Genomic DNA, 23,540 nt, shown 5'->3' with positions numbered 1-23,540 from the left:
TACCCGGTCACGTAGAGTCGCCGTAACAGTTCCACCCAAAGACCGCTGGTCATCGTCCGGGCAACCGGGCGATCGAAGGACCCGCCGCTCGGCAACGAGCGGGAGAACGGGCGGCCCGCGCAGGGAAGGACGGTAGCCTCGCCTGCGGCGCCCAGCGCCGCGTGAAGCCCCGTGCGCCCTGCGCCGGGGCGTTTTTCGTTCTCCCATTCGCTGCCGGGACCAGGGTCCCCGCGAAACCAGCCTGGAGTACGAGAGAGGAGGGGACATGGCGGACAAGATCCGTGCCGACAAGGCCGGCAGCGTTGCGGAGCTCACCAAGCGCTTCCAGGAGTCCAACGCCACGGTGCTCACCGAGTACCGCGGCCTGACCGTGAAGCAGCTGACCGATCTGCGTCGTTCCATGGGCGGTGCCGAGTACACCGTCGCCAAGAACACGCTCGCGAAGATCGCCGCGACCAACGCCGGTCTGACCGGTCTCGACGCTCTGTTCACCGGTCCTACCGCGCTCGCCTTCGTCTCCGGCGACGTCGTCGACGCGGCCAAGGGCCTGCGCGACTTCGCCAAGGCCAACCCGCTGCTCGTCATCAAGGGCGGCGTCTTCGAGGGCAAGGCCATCTCGGCCGCCGAGGTCGGCAAGCTCGCCGACCTGGAGTCCCGCGAGGTGCTGCTGGCCAAGCTGGCCGGCGCGATGAAGGCAAGCATGAGCAACGCCGCTGCCCTGTTCCAGGCGCCGCTGGTGAAGGCCGTCCGTACGGCCGCCGCTCTGCAGGACAAGCTCGAGAAGGAGGGCGCCGACGCGTGAGCGTCGCCGCCTTCTGTCCCAACTTTGCTCGCGGCGTCCTGCCGCAGCTGATGAACCACGTACGAAAGGACGCCTGACATGGCGAAGCTGAGCACCGACGACCTCCTTGCCGCGTTCAAGGAGATGACCCTGATCGAGCTCTCCGAGTTCGTGAAGCAGTTCGAGGACACCTTCGACGTCAAGGCCGCCGCCCCGGTCATGGCCGGCCCGGTCGGCCCGGCCGTCGTCGCCGAGGCGCCGGAGGAGAAGGACGAGTTCGACGTCGTCCTCGACAGCGACGGTGGCAAGAAGATCCAGGTCATCAAGGTCGTGCGCGAGCTGACCGGCCTGGGCCTGAAGGAGGCCAAGGACGTCGTCGAGGCCGCCCCCAAGGCGATCCTCGAGAAGGTCAACAAGGAGACCGCCGAGAAGGCCAAGGCGAAGCTCGAGGCCGAGGGCGCCAAGATCACCCTCAAGTGATCCGGCGCCGCGTTCCGTCAGACGGGACGCGGCCTACCGCGCAGATGCGCTAGTCGAGAGGCGGGCACCCGACAGGGTGCCCGCCTCTTGCGCTTCTGGCTGCGGATACGGGCGCTCCGTTGCATAGTTGACGCCGTACGTGACACTGGAACAGTCGTCGGGTCTTGACTGGGACCGCGACGCCAGGCAGTCTTTCTTCAGTACGACCTTCCGAGTTAGTAGCGGCAGGAGTGCGGAGCGTGGCGACACCGATCTGAAGGTGGGCTGGACCACGTTCTGCGGAAGCCTGCCGTGGAGACTCGACAGCGGTCGCTGCTTCGGCTACACTGCTAGTTTGCGCTGCCCTTCGACTTTTCCCGTGCCCAGAATGTCCGATGTCGGATGCTGGTCAGGGGTCGTCGGGATGTTCGCGTAACGGCCGTTGCACCACCGGTCCTCGGAAGGACGTATCTTGGCAGCCTCCCGCCCTGCGAAGACCAGTCGATCGTCGAGCGCGTTCGCTCCTCGCCGGATCTCGTTCGGCAGAATCACCGAACACCTCGAAGTACCAAACCTGCTCGCAATTCAAACCGAGTCTTTCGACTGGCTTGTCGGCAATGAGTCCTGGCAGATCCGTTCGGTGGATCTCGTCGCAGACGCCCGATCGGGCCTTGCGGAGATCCTCGAGGAGATCAGCCCGATCGAGGACTTCTCCGGCACCATGTCGCTCAGCTTCTCCGACCCTCGCTTCGACGAGGTGAAGGCTTCCATCGAGGAGTGCAAGGAGAAGGACCTCACCTACTGCGCGCCGCTGTTCGTGACGGCGGAGTTCACCAACAACTCGACTGGCGAGATCAAGAGCCAGACGGTGTTCATGGGTGACTTCCCGATGATGACGCCGAAGGGCACTTTCATCATCAACGGCACCGAGCGCATCGTGGTCAGCCAGCTCGTCCGTTCCCCGGGTGTGTACTTCGCCAAGGAGCCGGACAAGACCTCGGACCGCGACCTCTCCAGCGTCAAGGTCATCCCGAGCCGGGGTGCCTGGCTGGAGTTCGACATCGACAAGCGCGACACCGTCGGCGTGCGCATCGACCGCAAGCGCCGCCAGGCCGTGACCGTCCTGCTCAAGGCCATCGGCTGGACCAATGACCAGATCCGTGAGCGGTTCGGCTGGTCCGAGCTGCTCATGACCACGCTGGAGAAGGACCACATCGCCGGCCAGGACGAGGCGCTGCTCGACATCTACCGCAAGCTGCGCCCTGGGGAGCCGCCGACGCGGGAGAACGCCCAGACCCTGCTCGACAACCTCTTCTTCAACCCGAAGCGGTATGACGTAGCCAAGGTCGGCCGATACAAGTTCAACAAGAAGCTGGAAGTCAACGTCCCGATCACCACCGGCACGCTGACCGAGGACGACATCGTCGCCACCGTCGAGTACCTGGCCCGCCTGCACGCGGGTGAGGAGGGCTACGAGGCCGACGACATCGACCACTTCGGCAACCGCCGCCTGCGCACCGTCGGCGAGCTGATCCAGAACCAGGTTCGGGTCGGCCTCTCCCGCATGGAGCGCGTCGTGCGTGAGCGCATGACGACGCAGGACGTCGAGGCGATCACGCCGCAGACCCTGATCAACATCCGCCCGGTGGTGGCGGCGATCAAGGAGTTCTTCGGCACGTCGCAGCTGTCGCAGTTCATGGACCAGACCAACCCGCTCGCGGGTCTGACCCACCGCCGCCGCCTGTCGGCGCTCGGCCCGGGTGGTCTGTCGCGTGACCGCGCCGGCTTCGAGGTCCGGGACGTGCACCCGTCGCACTACGGCCGCATGTGCCCGATCGAGACGCCGGAAGGCCCGAACATCGGTCTGATCGGTGCGCTCTCGACGTTCGCGCGGGTCAACCCGTTCGGCTTCGTCGAGACGCCGTACCGCAAGGTCGTCGAGGGCCGGGTCACCGACCAGATCGACTACCTGACCGCCGACGAGGAGGACCGGTTCGTCAAGGCGCAGGCCAACGCCGTGCTCCTGTCGGACGGCTCGTTCGCCGAGGACCGCGTCCTGGTCCGCCGTAAGGGCGGTGAGGTCGACTACGTGCCGCCGACGCAGGTCGACTACATGGACGTGTCGCCGCGGCAGATGGTGTCCGTCGCGACCGCGATGATCCCGTTCCTCGAGCACGACGACGCCAACCGCGCGCTCATGGGCGCGAACATGCAGCGTCAGGCGGTGCCGCTGGTCAAGGCCGAGGCTCCGCTGGTGGGTACGGGTATGGAGTACCGTGCCGCCACCGACGCCGGCGACGTGGTCGTGGCCGAGGTGGGCGGCGTGGTCGAGGACCTGTGCGCCGACTACATCACGGTGCACCAGGACGACGGCTTCCGCCGGACGTACCTGCTGCACAAGTTCCGCCGCTCCAACTCCGGCTCCTGCGTGAACCAGAAGCCGACGGTGCTGGAGGGCGCCCGCGTCGAGGCCGGCCAGGTCATCGCCGACGGCCCCTGCACCGACAACGGCGAGATGGCGCTCGGCCGCAACCTGCTGGTCGCCTTCATGCCGTGGGAGGGCCACAACTACGAGGACGCGATCATCCTCTCCCAGCGCCTGGTGCAGGAGGACGTCCTCACCTCGATCCACATCGAGGAGCACGAGGTCGACGCCCGCGACACCAAGCTGGGCCCGGAGGAGATCACCCGGGACATCCCGAACGTCAGCGAGGAGATGCTGGCCGACCTGGACGAGCGCGGGATCATCCGCATCGGTGCCGAGGTCGTGCCGGGCGACATCCTGGTCGGCAAGGTCACGCCCAAGGGCGAGACCGAGCTGACCCCGGAGGAGCGGCTGCTGCGCGCGATCTTCGGCGAGAAGGCGCGCGAGGTGCGTGACACCTCGCTGAAGGTGCCCCACGGCGAGACCGGCACGGTCATCGGCGTGCGCACCTTCTCCCGCGAGGACGGCGACGAGCTGCCCCCGGGCGTCAACGAGCTGGTCCGGGTGTACGTGGCCCAGAAGCGCAAGATCCAGGACGGTGACAAGCTCGCGGGCCGCCACGGCAACAAGGGCGTCATCTCCAAGATCCTGCCGGTCGAGGACATGCCGTTCCTGGAGGACGGCAGCCCGGTCGACATCGTGCTCAACCCGCTGGGTGTGCCGGGCCGTATGAACATCGGCCAGGTGCTGGAGGTCCACCTCGGGTGGGTCGCCAAGACCGGCTGGAAGGTCGAGGGCGACGACGCGGAGTGGAAGAAGGCACTGCGCTCCATCGGGGCGCACGAGGCCGAGTCCAACACCAACGTGGCGACCCCGGTCTTCGACGGCGCGCACGACGACGAGATCGCGGGCCTGCTGGCCAGCACCCTGCCCAACCGGGACGGGCTGCAGCTGATCGGCGAGTCGGGCAAGGCGAAGCTGTTCGACGGCCGGTCCGGCGAGCCGCTGCCGGACCCGATCTCGGTCGGCTACATGTACATCCTCAAGCTGAACCACCTGGTCGACGACAAGATCCACGCTCGGTCGACCGGCCCGTACTCGATGATCACGCAGCAGCCGCTGGGTGGTAAGGCGCAGTTCGGTGGCCAGCGGTTCGGCGAGATGGAGTGCTGGGCCATGCAGGCCTACGGCGCCGCGTACGCGCTGCAGGAGCTGCTGACCATCAAGTCCGACGACGTGCTGGGCCGCGTGAAGGTCTACGAGGCCATCGTCAAGGGCGAGAACATCCCCGAGCCGGGCATCCCCGAGTCGTTCAAGGTGCTCCTCAAGGAACTGCAGTCGCTGTGCCTGAACGTCGAGGTGCTGTCCAGCGACGGTGTGGCCCTGGAGATGCGCGAGACCGACGACGAGGTGTTCCGGGCCGCGGAGGAGCTCGGCATCGATCTGTCCCGGCGTGAGCCGAGCAGCGTCGAGGAAGTCTGATGAAGGCGATCCCCGGGGCTGGCAAGACCGCCCCGGGGATCGCTTTCCCCATCAACTGATCCTGACGAAGACACGAGCAAAGAGGGACTTACAACGTGCTCGACGTTAACTTCTTCGATGAGCTTCGGATCGGCCTGGCCAGCGCTGAGGACATCCGGCGCTGGTCGCACGGCGAGGTAAAGAAGCCCGAGACCATCAACTACCGCACCCTGAAGCCCGAGAAGGACGGACTCTTCTGCGAGAAGATCTTCGGTCCGCAGCGGGACTGGGAGTGCTACTGCGGCAAGTACAAGCGGGTCCGGTTCAAGGGCATCGTCTGTGAGCGCTGCGGCGTCGAGGTGACCCGGTCCAAGGTGCGCCGCGAGCGCATGGGCCACATCGAGCTGGCCGCCGCGGTCACCCACATCTGGTACTTCAAGGGTGTGCCGAGCCGGCTGGGCTACCTGCTGGACCTGGCGCCGAAGGACCTCGAAAAGATCATCTACTTCGCCTCGTACGTGATCACGAGCGTCGACGCCGAGGCGCGTCACCGCGACATGAGCACGGTCGAGAACGAGCTCTTCGCCGAGAAGCGCCAGGCCGAGAACGCCCGTGACGCCGAGGTCGAGAAGCGCGCGGTCAAGCTGGAGTCCGACCTGGCCGAGCTGGAGGCCGAGGGCGCCAAGGCCGACGTGCGCCGCAAGGTCAAGGAAGCCGGCGAGCGCGAGATGCGCCAGATCCGCGACAAGGCGCAGCGCGAGATCGACCGCCTGGACGAGGTGCTGGACACGTTCCGCAAGCTCGACTCCAAGCAGCTGGTCACCGACGAGCTGCTCTACCGCGAGCTGCGCGACCGCTTCGGCGAGTACTTCACCGGCGGCATGGGCGCCGAGGCCATCAAGGCCCTGGTCCAGAACATGGACCTGGAGGCCGAGGCCGAGTCGCTGCGCGAGACCATCCGCTCGGGCAAGGGGCAGCGCAAGCTGCGCGCGCTCAAGCGGCTCAAGGTCGTGGCCGCGTTCCTGTCCACCGGCAACTCGCCGCTGGGCATGGTGCTCGACTGCGTGCCGGTCATCCCGCCGGACCTGCGTCCGATGGTGCAGCTCGACGGTGGCCGCTTCGCGACCTCCGACCTCAACGACCTGTACCGCCGCGTCATCAACCGCAACAACCGCCTCAAGCGTCTCATCGACCTCGGCGCGCCCGAGATCATCGTGAACAACGAGAAGCGGATGCTGCAGGAGGCCGTCGACGCGCTGTTCGACAACGGCCGCCGCGGCCGGCCGGTGACCGGCCCGGGCAACCGCCCGCTCAAGTCGCTGTCCGACATGCTCAAGGGCAAGCAGGGCCGGTTCCGCCAGAACCTGCTCGGCAAGCGCGTGGACTACTCGGGCCGTTCCGTCATCGTCGTCGGCCCGCGGCTGAAGCTGCACCAGTGCGGTCTGCCCAAGCAGATGGCGCTGGAGCTGTTCAAGCCGTTCGTGATGAAGCGGCTGGTCGACCTGAACCACGCCCAGAACATCAAGTCGGCCAAGCGCATGGTCGAGCGCCAGCGCCCGGTCGTGTGGGACGTGCTGGAAGAGGTCATCACCGAGCACCCGGTGCTGCTCAACCGCGCGCCCACGCTGCACCGTCTGGGCATCCAGGCGTTCGAGCCGCAGCTGGTCGAGGGCAAGGCCATCCAGATCCACCCGCTCGTCTGCACCGCCTTCAACGCGGACTTCGACGGTGACCAGATGGCCGTGCACGTGCCGCTGTCCGCCGAGGCCCAGGCCGAGGCGCGCATCCTGATGCTGTCGAGCAACAACATCCTCAAGCCGGCCGACGGCAAGCCGGTGACCATGCCCACCCAGGACATGATCATCGGGCTGTACCACCTGACCCACCAGCGGACCGGCATGGTCGGCGAGGGCCGGGTGTTCAGCTCCGAGGCCGAGGCGATGATGGCGTTCGACAACGGCGAGCTGCACCTGCAGGCGCCGGTGCGGATCCGTCTGCGCGACGTCACGTCGGTCGACAACGGGCCGTCGGTCGCCAAGTGGGAGGCGCCGGAGGGCTGGGAGTCGGGCGACGTCCTGTTGCTGGACACCACGCTGGGCCGGGTCCTGTTCAACGAGACCCTGCCGGTGGGCTACCGCTTCGTCAACCACGAGGTGCGCAAGAGCCAGCTGTCGGGCATCGTCAACGACCTGGCCGAGCGCTACCCGAAGGTGGCGCTGGCCGCGACGCTGGACGCGCTCAAGGAGGCCGGTTTCCACTGGGCCACCTGGTCGGGCGTGACCATCGGCATGGAGGACGTCATCTCGCCGCCGCGCAAGGGCCAGATCCTGGAGCGGTACGAGAAGGACGCCGAGCGGATCGACAAGTCCTACCAGCGTGGTCTGATGACCGCCGAGGAGCGCCGCAGCGAGCTGATCGAGCTGTGGACCAAGGCGACCACCGAGCTGGCCAAGGAGCTGGACACGGCGCTGCCGCAGGAGAACCCGCTGTGGCGCATGATCCACTCCGGCGCGCGAGGCAACATGCTGCAGCTGCGTCAGATCGCGGCGATCCGTGGTCTGGTGGCCAACCCCAAGGGTGAGATCATCCCGCGGCCGATCAAGTCCTCGTACCGCGAGGGCCTGAGCGTGCTGGAGTACTTCATCTCCACGCACGGCGCCCGCAAGGGTCTGGCCGACACCGCGCTGCGTACCGCCGACTCGGGTTACCTGACCCGTCGTCTGGTGGACGTGTCGCAGGACGTGATCATCCGCGAGGACGACTGCGGCACCGACCGCGCCATCCCGATGGTGATCGGTTCGCGTACGCCCGGCGACCCGAACGGGGCGCTGCACGTGCACGAGCACGCCGAGACCGGGGCGCACGCCCGCACGCTGGCCGAGGACATGTCGGACCCGTCCGGCAAGCTCGTCGCGGCGCGGGGCACCGACCTCAACTCGATCGTGGTCGACGCGCTGGTCCGCGCCGGGATCGAGACGGTGCGCGTGCGCAGCGTCCTCACCTGCGAGAGCAAGCTCGGCGTCTGCGCGGCCTGCTACGGCCGGTCGCTGCCGGCGGGCAAGCTGGTCGACGTCGGCGAGGCGGTCGGCATCATCGCGGCCCAGTCCATCGGTGAGCCCGGTACGCAGCTGACGATGCGTACCTTCCACACCGGTGGTGCGGCCTCGGGTGAGGACATCACCCAGGGTCTGCCGCGTGTGCAGGAGATCTTCGAGGCGCGCGTGCCCAAGGGCAAGGCGCCGATCGCGGACACTCCGGGACGCATCCGCATCGAGGCCGGGGACCGGTCGAAGAAGATCATCATCGTGCCGGACGACGGCAGCGAGGAGATCGTCCACGACAAGATCTCCAACCGCGTGAAGCTGAAGGTGCACGACGGCGCCCACGTGGAGGTCGGCGAGAAGCTCACCGAGGGCACCATCGACCCGCACGAGCTGCTGCGCATCATGGGCCCGCGCGCGGTCCAGGTCCACCTGACCAACGAGGTCCAGGAGGTCTACCGCTCGCAGGGTGTGATGATCCACGACAAGCACATCGAGATCATCATCCGCCAGATGCTCAAGCGCGTGACGATCATCGACTCGGGCGCGACGGAGTTCCTGCCGGGCGTCCTGGTCGACCGGGCGCAGTTCGAGGGCGAGAACCGCCGGCTGGTGTCCGAGGGCGGCGAGCCCGCGGCCGGCCGTCCGGTGCTGATGGGTATCACCAAGGCGTCGCTGGCCACCGAGTCGTGGCTCTCGGCCGCCTCCTTCCAGGAGACGACCCGGGTGCTCACCGACGCGGCGATCAACGCGCGCAGTGACTCGCTCATCGGCCTCAAGGAGAACGTCATCATCGGAAAGCTCATCCCGGCGGGTACCGGCATCAGCAAGTACCGCAACGTCCGGGTGGAGCCGACCGAGGAGGCCAAGGCGAAGGTCTACTCGATGACCTCGTACGGCGAGACCGACTACGGCTTCGGGCCGGCCAGCGGTGTCGCGGTGCCTCTGGACGACTTCGACTTCGGCTCGTACCGGTAGCGAGGGCGTCGGCCCGGTTTCCCGGGCCCTCAACTGAATGAACGGTGATCGTGGCGTCACCCGTGTCGTTAGAAACGGCATGGGTGACGCCACGATCGCTTTCTCCGGCCGGGATCCGGCCGACCCCGAGCCGGTCGCCGACAGCAAGGCCACCGCGGCGTTCGGGCTCGGCCTGCTGGCCGTGGTGACCGGCCTGGCCCTGGGCGGCATGGTGCCGGGCACCATCGCCCTGGCGCTGGCCCGGCAGGCCCGCGCCGAACTGCGCGAGGGCCAGGGGTGGCGCACCGGGGCGGGCCGGGTGCGCTGGGCCGAGCGGCTGGCCTGGACCGGCATCGTCCTGGCGGCGGTGAGCGCGCTGGCGCTGACGGTGCTGCTGGTGCTGCGCGGGGTCCGGTTCGGGCGCCAGGACTACCCGCCCACGGTCGACTGAGACGGGCCGGGCCGCGCCATGGCAGGATCGCGGGTGTGAGTCAGCAGCCGCCCCCGTTCCCGCAGTGGCCCGCGCCGCAGCCGGTGCCGCAGCCGCAGCCGCAGTGGACCCCACCGCCGCCCGCAGGCCCGGCCCCGGTGGCCTACCCGGCCCCGGTGCGCGTGGAGCCGGTGCCCGGCACGCCGTACGCGGTGGCCGTGCTGCCCGCGCCGTCGAGCGTCTCCGGCGTGGGCATCGGCGCGCTGGTGACGGGGATCGGCTCGGTGCTGGTGTCGCTCGTGGTGTGGTGCCTGGGCCTGGTCGGCAGCCAGGCCGGCTGGGGCGCGCTCGTCGCGGGCGCCTTCACCGTGCTGTCGGTGCTGCTGGGCGCGGCCGGGATCGTGCTGGGCCTGCTGGCCCGGCGGCAGATCCGGGCCGCCGCCGCGGGCGGCCAGGCGAGGCTCACCGGATCGGGGACGGCGCTGACCGGGCTGATCTGCGGTGCCACCGGTGTCGCGCTGGCGCTGACCGGGGTCCTGGTGGCGACCTTGCTGGTCCTCGGCGACAGCGCGCCGACCGCCCCGAAGCCGCGGGTGAGCGCCTCTCCGTCGCGGTGACTCCGCTCACGGGTGCCGTCTCGTGCAAGGCCGCCGAGGCGAGGAGGTAGACTGTTTCCGGAGTTCGTGTCGAAGGCGGACTGGCATGGCTGGGCACCACTCCCGGCATCGATGAGTCAGCGAAGAGGTCATCGACGGGCGTGGGCTCACCCCGTTTTGACCAGTCGGCCCTTGGTTCGGTACTCTTTCCCCTCGTGCCCGGGCATGCCCGGGCCCCTCGTGCGTGCACCAAACGCGGAGCGGCGAGGTCCTTGGGACCGCGCAGACCGCAGCACCCACGACAACGACAGACTCCGACAGCTCGAGCAATCGAGCCGCCGGGCCCGTGCGCCGGACGACACGCCCGACCGCGGGGGTCGAGCGGCGTCGCGGATCACACCGTGACAGCGCCGACCGCAGCAGTTCGGGTCGCGTACGCGGCCAAGGCCACATAAGTTTCCGCGGTCGGACCGCGGAGAGAAGCAAAGGGAGCGGAGAAACCCGGTGCCCACCATCCAGCAGCTGGTCCGCAAGGGCCGCCAGGCGAAGACGAGCAAGACCAAGACGCCGGCGCTGAAGGGAAGTCCTCAGCGGCGCGGGGTGTGCACGCGTGTGTACACCACGACCCCCAAGAAGCCGAACTCGGCCCTTCGGAAGGTCGCTCGCGTCAAGCTGAGCAGCCAGATCGAGGTCACCGCGTACATCCCGGGCGTCGGTCACAACCTGCAGGAGCACTCCATCGTGCTCGTCCGCGGCGGCCGTGTTAAGGACCTGCCGGGCGTGCGTTACAAGATCATTCGTGGTTCGCTGGACACCCAGGGCGTCCGCAACCGCAAGCAGGCACGTAGCCGCTACGGTGCGAAGCTTGTCAAGGAAGGGAAGAAGTAATGCCGCGTAAGGGCCCCGCGCCGCGTCGGCCGCTGGCCGCTGACCCGGTTTACAGCTCGCCGCTGGTCACCCAGCTGGTGAACAAGATCCTGCTCAACGGCAAGCGCCAGCTCGCCGAGCGCGTCGTGTACGACGCCCTCCAGCGCTGCCACGAGAAGACCGGCACCGACCCGGTCGTCACGCTCAAGCGCGCGATGGACAACGTCAAGCCGACCCTCGAGGTCCGCAGCCGCCGTGTCGGTGGCGCGACCTACCAGGTGCCGGTCGAGGTCCGTCCGGCCCGTGCCACCACGCTGGGTCTGCGCTGGCTGGTCACCTACTCCCGCGCCCGCCGCGAGAAGACCATGGTCGAGCGGCTCATGAACGAGCTGCTGGACGCCAGCAACGGCCTCGGTGCCGCCGTCAAGCGGCGCGAGGACACCCACAAGATGGCCGAGTCGAACAAGGCCTTCGCTCACTACCGCTGGTGAACTGCCGTGGAGCCGGTCCCGGAATCCGGGCCGGCTCCACAACCTTGACTTTCGGGACACCGTCCCGTTCTTGAAAGGATCGTGAAGTGGCCGCCGCAGACAGCGCCCTCGCCAAGACTCGCAACATCGGCATCATGGCGCACATCGACGCCGGTAAGACCACGACTACCGAGCGGATCCTGTTCTACACCGGTATCACGCACAAGATCGGTGAGGTCCACGAGGGCGCGGCCGTCATGGACTGGATGGAGCAGGAGCAGGAGCGTGGTATCACCATCACCTCCGCTGCTACCAAGTGTGAGTGGAAGGGCCACACGATCCAGATCATCGACACGCCCGGCCACGTCGACTTCACCGTCGAGGTGGAGCGTTCGCTGCGCGTGCTCGACGGTGCCGTCGCCGTGTACGACGGTGTCGCCGGCGTGGAGCCGCAGACCGAGAACGTGTGGCGCCAGGCTGACAAGTACAACGTTCCGCGTATGTGCTTCGTCAACAAGCTGGACCGCACCGGTGCGGACTTCTTCCGCTGCGTCGACATGATGATCACGCGCCTCAACGCGACCCCGCTGGTGCTGCAGATCCCGATCGGTCTCGAGGGTGACCACATCGGCGTCGTGGACCTGCTGGGCATGCGCGCGCTGACCTGGCGTGGCGAGACCCAGAAGGGCGAGGACTACGCCATCGAGGCGATCCCCGCCGACCTGCAGGCGCAGGCCGACGAGTGGCGCGTCAAGCTGCTCGAGACCCTGTCCGAGGCCGACGACGAGATCATGGAGCGCTACCTCGAGGGTGGCGAGTTCACGATCGAGGAGCTCAAGGCCGCGATCCGTCGCGCCACCATCGCCGACAAGCTGAACCCGGTCGTCTGCGGCTCCGCCTTCAAGAACAAGGGCGTGCAGCCGATGCTGGACGCCGTCATCGACTTCCTGCCCTCGCCGCTGGACATCCCGGCGATCGACGGCACGATGATGGACGGGGAGACCCCGGCGGTCCGCCACGCGGACCCGAAGGAGCCCTTCTCCGGCCTCGCCTTCAAGATCCAGACCGACAAGCACCTGGGCAAGCTGACCTACGTGCGCGTCTACTCGGGCACGCTCGAGTCGGGCTCGCCCGTGATCAACTCGACCAAGGACCGCAAGGAGCGGGTCGGCAAGATCTACCAGATGCACGCCAACAAGCGCGAGGAGCGCGCGTCGGCCAGTGCTGGTGACATCATCGCCGTGCAGGGTCTCAAGCAGACCACCACCGGTGACACGCTGTCGGACCCGGCGAACCCGGTGATCCTGGAGTCGATGACCTTCCCGGACCCGGTCATCTCGGTGGCCATCGAGCCGAAGACGAAGGCCGACCAGGAGAAGCTGGGCACCGCGATCCAGAAGCTCGCCGAGGAGGACCCGACCTTCCGCGTGAAGCTCGACGAGGAGACCGGTCAGACCGTCATCTCCGGCATGGGCGAGCTCCACCTGGAGATCCTGGTCGACCGGATGAAGCGCGAGTTCAGCGTCGAGGCCAACGTCGGCAAGCCGCAGGTGGCGTACCGCGAGACCATCCGCCGCAAGGTGGACAAGATCGAGTACACCCACAAGAAGCAGACCGGTGGCTCGGGTCAGTACGCGAGCATCATCATCAGCATCGAGCCGCTGCCGCTGGACGCCCCGGCGCAGTACGAGTTCGTCAACGCCGTCACCGGTGGCCGCATCCCGAAGGAGTTCATCCCCTCGGTCGACGCCGGTGCCCAGGACGCGATGCAGTACGGCGTCCAGGCCGGCTACCCGCTGGTCGGCGTGAAGCTGACGCTGATCGACGGCAAGTACCACGAGGTCGACTCGTCGGAAATGGCATTCAAGATCGCCGGTTCGATGGCGCTGAAGGAGGCGGCCCGCAAGGCCGACCCCGCCATCCTCGAGCCGATGATGGCAGTCGAGGTCGTCACCCCCGAGGACAACATGGGTGACGTCATCGGCGACCTGAACTCCCGCCGCGGCATCATCCAGGCCATGGAGGAGCGCAGCGGCGCTCGTATCGTCCGCGCCCTGGTCCCGCTGTCGGAGATGTTCGGCTATGTCGGCGACCTGCGGTCGAAGACCCAGGGCCGGGCGAGCTACAGCATGGTATTCGACTCCTACGCCGAGGTTCCCGCGAACGTCGCGAAGGAGATCATCGCTAAGGCCACGGGCGAGTGATGTGACGGTGGCGCCGGTTCCGGCCGGCGCCACTGCTGCGAGCTCCACCAGCTCCAGCGAAGGTAAAAGCGCCGGTGACCCCCGGCGGGCAGATGTCCTAAGCGCCAGTCGGCGCCGTCGGGCGAACGAACCAACAGTCCACAGGAGGACACCAGTGGGGAAGGCGAAGTTCGAGCGGACTAAGCCGCACGTCAACATCGGCACCATTGGTCACATCGACCACGGTAAGACGACGCTGACGGCGGCAATCACTAAAGTTCTGCACGACAAGTTCCCGGCTCTCAACCCGTACACCCCGTTCGACGAGATCGACAAGGCGCCGGAGGAGAAGGCTCGTGGCATCACGATCTCCATCGCGCACGTGGAGTACCAGACGGAGGCGCGGCACTACGCGCACGTCGACTGCCCGGGTCACGCTGACTACATCAAGAACATGATCACCGGTGCCGCCCAGATGGACGGCGCCATCCTGGTGGTCGCCGCGACCGACGGTCCGATGCCGCAGACCCGCGAGCACGTGCTGCTGGCGCGTCAGGTCGGCGTTCCCTACATCGTCGTGGCGCTGAACAAGAGCGACATGGTCGACGACGAGGAGCTCCTGGAGCTCGTCGAGCTCGAGATCCGCGAGCTGCTGTCGAACCAGGAGTACCCGGGTGACGACCTGCCGGTCGTCCGGGTCTCCGCGCTCAAGGCGCTCGAGGGCGACGCCAAGTGGTCCGAGGCGCTGCTGGGCCTGATGGACGCGGTCGACTCCGCGATCCCGCAGCCCGAGCGTGAGATCGACAAGCCGTTCCTCATGCCGATCGAGGACGTGTTCACGATCACCGGTCGTGGCACCGTCGTCACCGGTCGTGCCGAGCGTGGCATCCTCAAGCCGAACGAGGAGGTCGAGATCGTCGGCATCCGCGAGAAGTCGATGAAGACCACCTGCACCGGCATCGAGATGTTCCGCAAGCTGCTCGACGAGGCCCGCGCGGGCGAGAACGTCGGTCTGCTGCTGCGCGGCATCAAGCGCGAGGACGTCGAGCGCGGCATGGTCGTGGTCAAGCCCGGCTCGACCACCCCGCACACGGAGTTCGAGGCGTCGGTCTACATCCTCTCCAAGGAGGAGGGTGGCCGTCACACCCCGTTCTTCCAGAACTACCGTCCGCAGTTCTACTTCCGTACCACGGACGTCACCGGCGTCGTCACGCTGCCCGAGGGCACCGAGATGGTCATGCCCGGCGACAACGTCGAGATGAACGTGAAGCTCATCCAGCCCATCGCGATGGAGGAGACCCTCCGCTTCGCGATCCGCGAGGGTGGCCGCACGGTCGGCGCCGGCCGAGTCACCAAGATCCTCAAGTGATCTGAGCGGGCGCCCCGCTTCGGCGGGGCGCCCGCAACCATGAACCTGGCCCGCCACCGGTGCCGCCGAAAGGTGCACCAGGGACAGCCACGTTCTCTGTACACGCAGGTCGGGCCCACTTTAGTGAGGCCCGGCACCCTGATTTCACAATGACGTACCTGGTACGGCATAATGAACAGGTTGCGTTGCGAGCGGTCACCTCGTGTGGGTGAGCCGCGTCGCGCGGCGTCAGAGGTAGACATCGATCCGGGTTAACGATCCCGGGGTGAAGTCAGGCCTCTGGCGGGAAGCTCCTGTGATCGGGCGTGATGCCCGTTGAGCCAAGCAAAGCGGCCCCCACCAGGGCGGCAGTCTGGCTCAGCGCGCGACACGCCCGACCGCGGGGGTCGGAGAAGGGTCGGTGCGTCGGCAGACTCGCCGGCGGGGATCGCAATAGAGAAGGAAACAGAAGCCACCATGGCGGGACAGAAGATCCGCATCCGGCTCAAGGCCTACGACCACGAGGTCGTCGATTCCTCGGCGCGGAAGATCGTCGAGACGGTGACCCGTACCGGGGCGCAGGTTGCTGGCCCGGTGCCACTGCCCACGGAGATCAACCGTTTCTGCGTGATCCGTTCGCCGCACAAGTACAAGGACTCGCGCGAGCACTTCGAGATGCGCACGCACAAGCGTCTGATCGACATCATCGACCCGACCCCCAAGACGGTCGACTCGCTCATGCGACTCGACCTGCCGGCTGGCGTCGACATCGAGATCAAGCTGTAGGGACCGGACACTGATGGACAGGCAAGTTAAGGGCATCCTGGGCGCCAAGCTCGGCATGACCCAGGTCTGGGACAACAACAAGGTAGTCCCGGTAACTGTGGTTCAGGCCGGCCCGTGCGTCGTCACGCAGGTCCGCACCGCGGACAAGGACGGCTACTCGGCCGTCCAGCTGGCCTATGGCGCGATCAACCCGCGCAAGGTGAGCCAGCCGAAGGCCGGTCACTTCGCCAAGGCGAACGTCGCGCCGCGCCGTCACATCGTCGAGCTGCGCACCACCGACGCCGGTGAGTACGAGCTCGGCCAGGAGGTCACCGTGAACACGTTCGCGGCCGGTCAGGCCATCGACGTCACGGGCAAGACCAAGGGCAAGGGCTTCGCCGGTGTCATGAAGCGGCACGGCTTCCACGGCCTCAAGGCCAGCCACGGTGTCGAGCGCAAGCACCGCTCGCCCGGCTCGATCGGCGCTTGCGCCACGCCGGGCCGCGTGTTCAAGGGCGTTCGCATGGCCGGCCGCATGGGTGGCGTGCGCTACACCGCGCAGGGCCTGACCGTGCACGCGGTGGACGCCGAGAACAACCTGCTGCTCGTGCGGGGCGCCATTCCCGGCCCCAAGGGTGCGCTGGTGCTCGTGCGCAGCGCCGCGAAGCTGAAGAAGGGTGGTGCCGCGAAGTGACCACGGTTGACGTTATCAACGCTGAGGGCGCCAAGAGCGGTTCGGTCGAGCTGCCCGCCGACGTCTTCGACGTCCAGGCGAACATCCCGCTGATGCACCAGGTCGTCGTGGCCCAGCTGGCCGCCGCGCGCCAGGGCACGCACAAGGCGAAGAGCCGCGGCGAGGTCGCCGGTGGCGGCAAGAAGCCGTACAAGCAGAAGGGCACCGGTCGCGCCCGTCAGGGCTCGATCCGCGCGCCGCAGTTCACCGGTGGTGGCGTCGTCCACGGCCCCGTGCCGCGTGACTACAGCCAGCGGACCCCGAAGAAGATGAAGGCCGCCGCCCTGCGCGGTGCGCTGTCGGACCGGGCCCGCAACGGCCTGGTGCACGTGGTGTCCGCGTTCGTCGACGGGGAGACCCCGTCGACCAAGGCCGCCCTGGCCACGATCAAGGCGACCGCGGGCGAGGCCCGCCGGGTGCTGGTCGTGCTGGGCGCCGAGGACGAGGTCAACTGGGTGAGCCTGCGCAACCTGCCCGAGGTGCACCTGCTCGAGGCCGGCCAGCTGAACACGTACGACGTTCTCGTCAGCGACGCGGTGGTCTTCACCACCGCCGCGCTGGAGGAGTTCCTGGGCGTGCCCGCTGAGGAGGGTTCCAAGTGACCACGATTGCCGACCCGCGCGACATCATCGTCGCTCCGGTGGTCTCGGAGAAGAGCTACGGCGAGCTCAACCGCAACTGGTACACCTTCCTGGTGCACCCGGACGCGAACAAGACCGAAATCAAGATCGCTATTCAGCAGATCTTCAATGTTCGGGTGCTGACCGTGAACACGCTCAACCGCGAGGGCAAGCGCAAGCGCACCCGCACCGGCTGGGGTCAGCGCAAGGCGACGAAGCGCGCGATGGTGAAGCTCGCCGACGGCGACCGCATCGAAGCCTTCGGCGGACCGGTGAGCTGAAGGGTTATAGAAGACAATGGGTATCCGTAAGTACAAGCCGACGACGCCCGGTCGCCGCGGCTCCAGCGTCGCCGACTTCACCGAGATCACCCGGTCGACGCCGGAGAAGTCGCTGCTCGTTCCGCTGCCGAAGAAGGGCGGGCGCAACGCGCACGGCCGGATCACCACGCGGCACCAGGGTGGCGGTCACAAGCGTCAGTACCGTCTGATCGATTTCAAGCGGGTGGACAAGGACGGCGTGCCGGCGAAGGTCGCGCACATCGAGTACGACCCCAACCGCACCGCGCGCATCGCGCTGCTGCACTACGTCGACGGCGAGAAGCGCTACATCATCGCGCCGAAGGACATGAAGCAGGGCGACCCGATCGAGTCGGGTCCCGGCGCGGACATCAAGCCGGGCAACAACCTGCCGCTGCGCAACATCCCGGTCGGCACCACGGTCCACTGCGTGGAGCTGCGTCCGGGCGGCGGGGCCAAGATGGCCCGCTCGGCCGGTGTCGGCATCCAGCTGCTGGGCCGCGAGGAGGACTACGCCACGCTGCGTATGCCCTCGGGCGAGATCCGGAAGGTGGACGTGCGCTGCCGCGCCACCGTCGGCGAGATCGGCAACGCCGAGCAGTCGAACATCAACTGGGGCAAGGCCGGCCGTATGCGCTGGAAGGGCAAGCGCCCCTCCGTCCGCGGTGTCGCCATGAACCCGGTCGACCACCCGCACGGTGGTGGTGAGGGTAAGACCTCCGGCGGTCGTCACCCGGTCAACCCGCAGGGTAAGCCCGAGGGCCGTACCCGCAAGAAGGGCCAGGCGAGCGACAAGATGATCGTCCGCCGCCGCTACGCCACCCGTAAGCGCGGGTAAGGGAGACTGACATGCCTCGCAGCCTGAAGAAGGGCCCGTTCATCGACGACCACCTGCTCAAGAAGGTGGAAGCGCAGAACGAGAAGGGCACCAAGAACGTCATCAAGACCTGGTCGCGCCGCTCGACCATCGTGCCGGACATGCTGGGTCACACCATCGCCGTGCACGACGGCCGCAAGCACATCCCGGTCTTCGTGTCGGAGGCGATGGTCGGGCACAAGCTCGGCGAGTTCGCGCTCACCCGCACGTTCAAGGGCCACGAGAAGGACGACCGGAAGAGTCGCCGTCGCTGACGGCGGACCGTAACAGGAACAAGGGGAAACACGATGCCTACGAATGACGCGCAGGCCGCGCCGGGCGCCCGTGCGGTCGCCCGCCACGTGCGCCTGTCCGCCAGCAAGGCGCGCCGTGTGGTCAACCTCGTTCGCGGTCTGCCCGCGAAGGAGGCACTGACGGTGCTGCAGTTCGCGCCGCAGGCCGCGAGCGAGCCGGTCTACAAGGTGCTGGCGAGCGCCATCGCGAACGCCGAGAACAACGAGCGCCTCGACCCGGACGCCCTGCTGGTCAGCGCGGCGTACGTCGACGAGGGCCCGACGCTGAAGCGGTTCCGGCCGCGGGCGCAGGGCAGGGCGTACCGGATCCGCAAGCGGACCTGCCACATCACCATCGAGGTGGAGGCTGTGGCGCCGAAGACCCCGGTCCGCAAGGCCACCGCCGCCGCGAAGGCGACGCCGGCCAAGGCCACCAAGGCCGCCGCGAAGACCGCTGAGGCCCCGGCCGCCGAGCAGGAGGAGACCAAGTAATGGGTCAGAAGGTTCACCCGATTGGGTTCCGGCTCGGCATCTCGACCGACTGGAAGTCCCGCTGGTACGCCGACAAGCTCTACAAGGACTACATCGGCGAGGACGTCAAGATCCGTCGCATGATGGCCAAGGGCCTGGAGCGCGCCGGCATCAGCAAGGTCGAGATCGAGCGGACCCGTGACAAGGTCCGGATCGACATCCACACCGCCCGGCCGGGCATCGTCATCGGCCGTAAGGGTGCGGAGGCCGACCGCCTGCGTGGCGAGCTGGAGAAGCTCACCAAGAAGCAGGTCCAGCTGAACATCCTCGAGGTCAAGAACCCCGAGTCGGACGCGCAGCTGGTGTCGCAGGGCATCGCCGAGCAGCTCACGGGCCGCGTGGCGTTCCGCCGGGCGATGCGCAAGGCGATCCAGTCGGCGATGAAGAACCCGATGGTCAAGGGCATCCGAGTGCAGGTCTCCGGCCGTCTCGGCGGCGCTGAGATGAGCCGCACGGAGTTCTACCGTGAGGGTCGCGTGCCGCTGCACACGCTGCGCGCCAACATCGAGTACGGCTTCTTCGAGGCCCGTACCACCTTCGGCCGGATCGGCGTGAAGGTGTGGATCTACAAGGGTGACGCCGTGCCGGGTCGCGAGACCCCGGCCGAGTCCGCGGGTCGTCCGCGTCGTCAGGAGCGGGGTGGCGAGCGGTCCGAGCGTCCGCGCCGCGGCCGTTCGGGCGCGACCGGCACGACCGGCGCGGGCACCGAGGCTGGCCGTGCGGCCGCCGCGGAGCTCACCAAGGACAGCGCCGACGCGGCTCCGGCCGCGGCGGTTGAGCAGGAGGGCTGAACCAATGCTGATGCCGCGTAAGCCTCCGAATGGCTTCCGCAAGCCGCATCACCCCGACCGTTCCGGTCGGAGCAAGGGCGGCAACCGGGTGGTGTTCGGCGAGTTCGGCATTCAGGCGCTCGAGCCGGCGTACGTCACCAACCGGCAGATCGAGTCGGCACGTATCGCCATGACCCGTCACATCAAGCGTGGTGGCAAGGTCTGGATCACGGTCTTCCCGGACCAGGCCCTGACCAAGAAGCCCGCCGAGACCCGCATGGGTTCCGGTAAGGGCTCGCCCGAGTGGTGGGTGGCGAACGTCAAGCCGGGACGCATTCTCTTCGAGATGGCGTTCCCGAACGAGGAGACTGCTCGTGAGGCCATGCGTCGCGCGATCCACAAGCTCCCGATGAAGTGCCGAATCGTGAAGCGCGAAGTGGGTGAGTCCTGATGGCAGCGGGCACCAAGGCCGGCGAGATGCGTGAACTCTCCGGTGAGGAGCTGGTCACCAAGCTGCGCGAGGCCAAGGCGGAGCTGTTCAACCTCCGCGTGCAGGGCGCGACCGGTCAGCTCGACAACAACCGTCGGCTGAACGTGGTGCGCCGGGAGATCGCCCGGATCTACACGATCATGCGCGAGCGTGAGCTGGGGCTCTCGGCCGCGCCTACTGAGGTGGCGTAACGAACATGAGCGAGACCAACGAGAACGCTGTCGACCGCAACCGGCGTAAGGTACGCGAGGGCCTGGTCGTCAGCGACAAGATGGACAAGACCGTCGTCGTGTCGGTCGAGGACCGGGTCAAGCACTCGCTGTACGGCAAGGTTCTGCGCCGTACCGCGAAGCTGAAGGCGCACGACGAGCAGAACGCGTGCGGCATCGGCGACCGGGTGCTGCTCATGGAGACCCGCCCGCTGTCCGCCACCAAGCGGTGGCGCGTGGTGGAGATCCTCGAGAAGGCCAAGTGACCCTGCCTCCGGCAGGTTCGCCGGCCGCCTAGCGGCCGAAGATCAGATAGCTGGACGGGGCGTCCTGCGGGGCGCCCCCGAAGGTTCGAGTTCCGCCAGGCTCCGCCCGTTCGACCCCGGACGGGCGGAGAACCGGCAGACATACAGGAGTTGACGTGATCCAGCAGGAGTCGCGACTGCGAGTCGCCGACAACACGGGTGCCCGGGAGATTCTCTGCATCCGCGTTCTCGGTGGTTCGGGTCGGCGCTACGCGAGCATCGGCGACGTCATCGTGGCCACCGTCAAGGACGCCATCCCCGGTGCCGGTGTCAAGAAGGGCGACGTCGTCAAGGCGGTCGTCGTCCGCACCGTCAAGGAGCGGCGCCGTCCGGACGGCTCGTACATCCGCTTCGACGAGAACGCCGCCGTCATCATCAAGGACGGTGGCGACCCGCGCGGTACCCGCATCTTCGGCCCGGTGGGCCGCGAGCTGCGTGACAAGCGCTTCATGAAGATCATCAGCCTTGCCCCGGAGGTGCTGTGACCATGAAGGTCAAGAAGGGCGACAAGGTCAAGGTCATCGCCGGCAAGGACAAGGGCAAGGAGGGCACCGTTCTGGCCGCCTTCCCGCGCACCGAGAAGATCCTGGTCGAGGGCGTTAACCGGATCACCAAGCACGAGAAGATCCGGACCACCCAGCGTGGCGCCAAGACCGGCGGCATCGTGACCCAGGAGGCGGCAATCCACGTCTCCAACGTCATGCTGCTCGAGGACGGCAAGCCCGTCCGGGTCGGTTACAAGATCGACGAGAACGGCGTGAAGGTCCGTATCTCGCGTCGTACCGGCAAGGAGCTGTGATGTCGACGGCCACCACTACGAAGAGCATGCCGCGTCTGAAGGAGCGGTACCGCGCTGAGATCGCCGGCCAGCTGCGTGAGCAGTTCGGCTTCGCGAACCCGATGCAGGTGCCGGGCCTGGTCAAGATCGTGGTGAACATGGGCGTCGGCGAGGCGGCCCGTGACTCGAAGAAGATCGACGGTGCGGTCAAGGACATCACCGCGATCACCGGCCAGAAGCCGCAGATCCGCCGGGCGACCAAGTCCATCGCGCAGTTCAAGCTGCGCGAGGGCATGCCGATCGGTGTCAAGGTGACGCTGCGCGGCGACCGGATGTGGGAGTTCCTCGACCGACTGCTGTCGATCGCGCTGCCCCGTATCCGCGACTTCCGCGGTCTGGACGGGCGCAAGCTCGACGGTCACGGCAACTACACCTTCGGTCTGACTGAGCAGTCGGTTTTCCACGAGATCGACCAGGACCGGATCGACGCGGTCCGGGGCATGGACATCACGCTGGTGACCACCGCCAAGACCGACGATGAGGGCCGGGCGCTGCTCAAGCTCCTGGGCTTCCCGTTCAAGGAGAACTGAGCAGATGGCCAAGAAAGCGCTGATCATCAAGGCTGCGGCCAAGCCGAAGTTCGCGGTGCGCGCCTACACCCGGTGCCAGAAGTGCGGCCGGCCGAAGGCCGTCTACCGCAAGTTCGGGCTCTGCCGTGTCTGTGTTCGGGAGATGGCTCACCGCGGTGAGCTTCCCGGCGTGTCCAAGGCTTCCTGGTAAGGATCCCGCGCCCGGTGTGAGACCGGGTGAGGATCTGAACCGGCAAATCCAAGGCTTCCCCTTCGCCGTAGGCCTGGCACTGACCTGGGAACCGCGGCGAGAAAGGCTGATAAACCATGACGATGACCGACCCGATTGCAGACATGCTCACGCGTCTGCGCAACGCCAACCAGGCGTACCACGACAAGGTGACGATGCCCTACTCGAAGATCAAGGCGAGCATCGCCGAGGTCCTCAAGGCCGAGGGTTACATCGCCAGCTGGATCGTGGAGGAGCCCACTGAGGGCGCCGTCGGCAAGAGCCTGACCGTCGACCTGAAGTTCGGCCCGAACCGGGAGCGGAGCCTGGCCGGCATCCGGCGAGTCTCCAAGCCCGGCCTGCGGGTTTACGCCAAGTCTCCGGAGCTGCCCCGAGTGCTGGGTGGCCTGGGTGTGGCGATCATTTCGACGTCTCAGGGGCTGCTCACCGACCGGCAGGCCCGTAAGCGCGGGGTGGGCGGGGAAGTCCTCGCCTACGTCTGGTGAGGAAGGTCTGCAATGTCGCGAATCGGACGTAAGCCAATCCCGGTGCCTTCCGGCGTCGAGATCACCATCACGGGCCAGACCGTCAAGGTCAAGGGCCCCAAGGGCGAGCTCCAGCACACGCTGAGCGAGCCGATCGTCGCGGAGCGCGGTGAGAGCGGCGAGCTGCTCGTCACCCGCCCGAACGACGAGCGCCGCGCCAAGGAACTGCACGGCCTCTCCCGTACCCTCGTCGCCAACATGATCGTCGGCGTCACCGAGGGCTACAAGAAGAGCCTGGAGATCAACGGCACGGGTTACCGCGTGACGGCCAAGGGCGCCGACCTCGAGTTCGCGCTCGGGTTCTCGCACCCGGTCGTCGTGAACCCGCCGGCTGGCATCACCTTCGCGGTGGAGAAGCCGACGCTGTTCCACATCTCGGGTATCGACAAGCAGCTTGTCGGCGAGATCGCGGCCAACATCCGGAAGATCCGTCCGCCGGAGCCGTACAAGGGCAAGGGCGTCAAGTACCAGGGCGAGGTCATCCGTCGTAAGGCCGGTAAGGCTGGAAAGGCTGGTAAGAAGTGAGCGCC

General features: G+C 67.4%; 27 protein-coding genes. All 27 read left to right on the top strand.

Annotated elements, in window-relative coordinates:
- The first annotated feature begins 265 nt into the window (after window positions 1-265).
- The gene (rplJ, locus tag Cs7R123_RS17350) at window positions 266-802 is read left to right on the top strand and encodes a 50S ribosomal protein L10 (RefSeq protein ID WP_212827755.1); all 537 of its coding nucleotides are present in this window, start codon (window positions 266-268) and stop codon (window positions 800-802) included.
- A 78-nt stretch (window positions 803-880) separates the two neighbouring features.
- Window positions 881-1,261 (top strand): 50S ribosomal protein L7/L12, encoded by a 381-nt coding sequence (gene rplL / locus Cs7R123_RS17345; RefSeq protein ID WP_212827753.1) that lies wholly within the window; start codon window positions 881-883, stop codon window positions 1,259-1,261.
- 451 nt (window positions 1,262-1,712) lie between these two features.
- Window positions 1,713-5,147, top strand: coding sequence for a DNA-directed RNA polymerase subunit beta (locus tag Cs7R123_RS17340; protein WP_212827751.1), 3,435 nt, complete (start codon window positions 1,713-1,715; stop codon window positions 5,145-5,147).
- A gap of 95 nt (window positions 5,148-5,242) precedes the next feature.
- Window positions 5,243-9,145 (top strand): DNA-directed RNA polymerase subunit beta', encoded by a 3,903-nt coding sequence (locus tag Cs7R123_RS17335; protein ID WP_212827749.1) that lies wholly within the window; start codon window positions 5,243-5,245, stop codon window positions 9,143-9,145.
- 79 nt (window positions 9,146-9,224) lie between these two features.
- The gene (locus tag Cs7R123_RS17330) at window positions 9,225-9,575 is read left to right on the top strand and encodes a hypothetical protein (protein WP_212827747.1); all 351 of its coding nucleotides are present in this window, start codon (window positions 9,225-9,227) and stop codon (window positions 9,573-9,575) included.
- A gap of 35 nt (window positions 9,576-9,610) precedes the next feature.
- Window positions 9,611-10,171, top strand: coding sequence for a hypothetical protein (locus Cs7R123_RS17325; RefSeq protein ID WP_244871876.1), 561 nt, complete (start codon window positions 9,611-9,613; stop codon window positions 10,169-10,171).
- A gap of 483 nt (window positions 10,172-10,654) precedes the next feature.
- Window positions 10,655-11,038, top strand: coding sequence for a 30S ribosomal protein S12 (rpsL, locus tag Cs7R123_RS17320; protein WP_120317147.1), 384 nt, complete (start codon window positions 10,655-10,657; stop codon window positions 11,036-11,038).
- Window positions 11,038-11,508, top strand: coding sequence for a 30S ribosomal protein S7 (gene rpsG, locus Cs7R123_RS17315; RefSeq protein WP_212827743.1), 471 nt, complete (start codon window positions 11,038-11,040; stop codon window positions 11,506-11,508). Before rpsL ends, rpsG begins: the two co-directional genes overlap by 1 nt.
- 86 nt (window positions 11,509-11,594) lie before the next feature.
- The gene (gene fusA, locus Cs7R123_RS17310; RefSeq protein WP_212827736.1) at window positions 11,595-13,691 is read left to right on the top strand and encodes an elongation factor G; all 2,097 of its coding nucleotides are present in this window, start codon (window positions 11,595-11,597) and stop codon (window positions 13,689-13,691) included.
- A 154-nt stretch (window positions 13,692-13,845) separates the two neighbouring features.
- The gene (tuf, locus tag Cs7R123_RS17305; RefSeq protein WP_212827735.1) at window positions 13,846-15,039 is read left to right on the top strand and encodes an elongation factor Tu; all 1,194 of its coding nucleotides are present in this window, start codon (window positions 13,846-13,848) and stop codon (window positions 15,037-15,039) included.
- 456 nt (window positions 15,040-15,495) lie between these two features.
- On the top strand, window positions 15,496-15,804 hold the full coding sequence (gene rpsJ, locus Cs7R123_RS17300) for a 30S ribosomal protein S10 (protein WP_007073037.1): 309 nt from the start codon (window positions 15,496-15,498) through the stop codon (window positions 15,802-15,804).
- Between the two features lie 13 nt (window positions 15,805-15,817).
- Window positions 15,818-16,477, top strand: a complete 660-nt coding sequence (rplC, locus tag Cs7R123_RS17295) for a 50S ribosomal protein L3 (protein WP_212827734.1) — start codon at window positions 15,818-15,820, stop codon at window positions 16,475-16,477.
- Complete coding sequence (rplD, locus tag Cs7R123_RS17290) at window positions 16,474-17,118, top strand: 50S ribosomal protein L4 (protein WP_212827733.1); 645 nt, start codon at window positions 16,474-16,476, stop codon at window positions 17,116-17,118. The genes rplC and rplD overlap by 4 nt, the downstream gene beginning before the upstream one ends.
- Window positions 17,115-17,417, top strand: coding sequence for a 50S ribosomal protein L23 (gene rplW, locus Cs7R123_RS17285; protein ID WP_212827732.1), 303 nt, complete (start codon window positions 17,115-17,117; stop codon window positions 17,415-17,417). The genes rplD and rplW overlap by 4 nt, the downstream gene beginning before the upstream one ends.
- A gap of 16 nt (window positions 17,418-17,433) precedes the next feature.
- Window positions 17,434-18,273 (top strand): 50S ribosomal protein L2, encoded by an 840-nt coding sequence (rplB, locus tag Cs7R123_RS17280; RefSeq protein WP_212827731.1) that lies wholly within the window; start codon window positions 17,434-17,436, stop codon window positions 18,271-18,273.
- A gap of 11 nt (window positions 18,274-18,284) precedes the next feature.
- Window positions 18,285-18,566 carry a 30S ribosomal protein S19 gene (gene rpsS / locus Cs7R123_RS17275; protein WP_212827730.1) on the top strand — a complete coding sequence of 94 codons (282 nt, stop codon included), beginning with the start codon at window positions 18,285-18,287 and terminating at the stop codon, window positions 18,564-18,566.
- Between the two features lie 33 nt (window positions 18,567-18,599).
- Window positions 18,600-19,076 carry a 50S ribosomal protein L22 gene (gene rplV / locus Cs7R123_RS17270; RefSeq protein WP_212827728.1) on the top strand — a complete coding sequence of 159 codons (477 nt, stop codon included), beginning with the start codon at window positions 18,600-18,602 and terminating at the stop codon, window positions 19,074-19,076.
- Complete coding sequence (gene rpsC, locus Cs7R123_RS17265) at window positions 19,076-19,906, top strand: 30S ribosomal protein S3 (protein ID WP_212827726.1); 831 nt, start codon at window positions 19,076-19,078, stop codon at window positions 19,904-19,906. Before rplV ends, rpsC begins: the two co-directional genes overlap by 1 nt.
- A gap of 4 nt (window positions 19,907-19,910) precedes the next feature.
- Entirely contained in the window at window positions 19,911-20,336 is a 426-nt protein-coding gene (gene rplP / locus Cs7R123_RS17260; protein WP_212827724.1) for a 50S ribosomal protein L16, read from the top strand.
- Window positions 20,336-20,566, top strand: coding sequence for a 50S ribosomal protein L29 (gene rpmC, locus Cs7R123_RS17255; RefSeq protein WP_212827722.1), 231 nt, complete (start codon window positions 20,336-20,338; stop codon window positions 20,564-20,566). Before rplP ends, rpmC begins: the two co-directional genes overlap by 1 nt.
- 5 nt (window positions 20,567-20,571) lie before the next feature.
- Complete coding sequence (rpsQ, locus tag Cs7R123_RS17250) at window positions 20,572-20,850, top strand: 30S ribosomal protein S17 (RefSeq protein ID WP_212827720.1); 279 nt, start codon at window positions 20,572-20,574, stop codon at window positions 20,848-20,850.
- A 155-nt stretch (window positions 20,851-21,005) separates the two neighbouring features.
- Window positions 21,006-21,374: a 50S ribosomal protein L14 gene (rplN, locus tag Cs7R123_RS17245; RefSeq protein ID WP_203741712.1), complete on the top strand. Its 369-nt coding sequence runs from the start codon at window positions 21,006-21,008 to the stop codon at window positions 21,372-21,374.
- On the top strand, window positions 21,371-21,688 hold the full coding sequence (gene rplX / locus Cs7R123_RS17240) for a 50S ribosomal protein L24 (protein WP_212827719.1): 318 nt from the start codon (window positions 21,371-21,373) through the stop codon (window positions 21,686-21,688). Before rplN ends, rplX begins: the two co-directional genes overlap by 4 nt.
- Entirely contained in the window at window positions 21,688-22,257 is a 570-nt protein-coding gene (rplE, locus tag Cs7R123_RS17235) for a 50S ribosomal protein L5 (protein ID WP_212827718.1), read from the top strand. Before rplX ends, rplE begins: the two co-directional genes overlap by 1 nt.
- A gap of 4 nt (window positions 22,258-22,261) precedes the next feature.
- Window positions 22,262-22,447 (top strand): type Z 30S ribosomal protein S14, encoded by a 186-nt coding sequence (locus Cs7R123_RS17230; RefSeq protein WP_155374087.1) that lies wholly within the window; start codon window positions 22,262-22,264, stop codon window positions 22,445-22,447.
- A 116-nt stretch (window positions 22,448-22,563) separates the two neighbouring features.
- The gene (gene rpsH / locus Cs7R123_RS17225; protein WP_212827717.1) at window positions 22,564-22,971 is read left to right on the top strand and encodes a 30S ribosomal protein S8; all 408 of its coding nucleotides are present in this window, start codon (window positions 22,564-22,566) and stop codon (window positions 22,969-22,971) included.
- 12 nt (window positions 22,972-22,983) lie between these two features.
- Window positions 22,984-23,535, top strand: coding sequence for a 50S ribosomal protein L6 (gene rplF / locus Cs7R123_RS17220; RefSeq protein WP_212827716.1), 552 nt, complete (start codon window positions 22,984-22,986; stop codon window positions 23,533-23,535).
- Window positions 23,536-23,540 lie beyond the last annotated feature (5 nt).

The organism is Catellatospora sp. TT07R-123, from assembly GCF_018327705.1.
Taxonomy (GTDB): Bacteria; Actinomycetota; Actinomycetes; order Mycobacteriales; family Micromonosporaceae; genus Catellatospora.
This window is presented reverse-complemented; position numbering and strand designations above follow the sequence as displayed.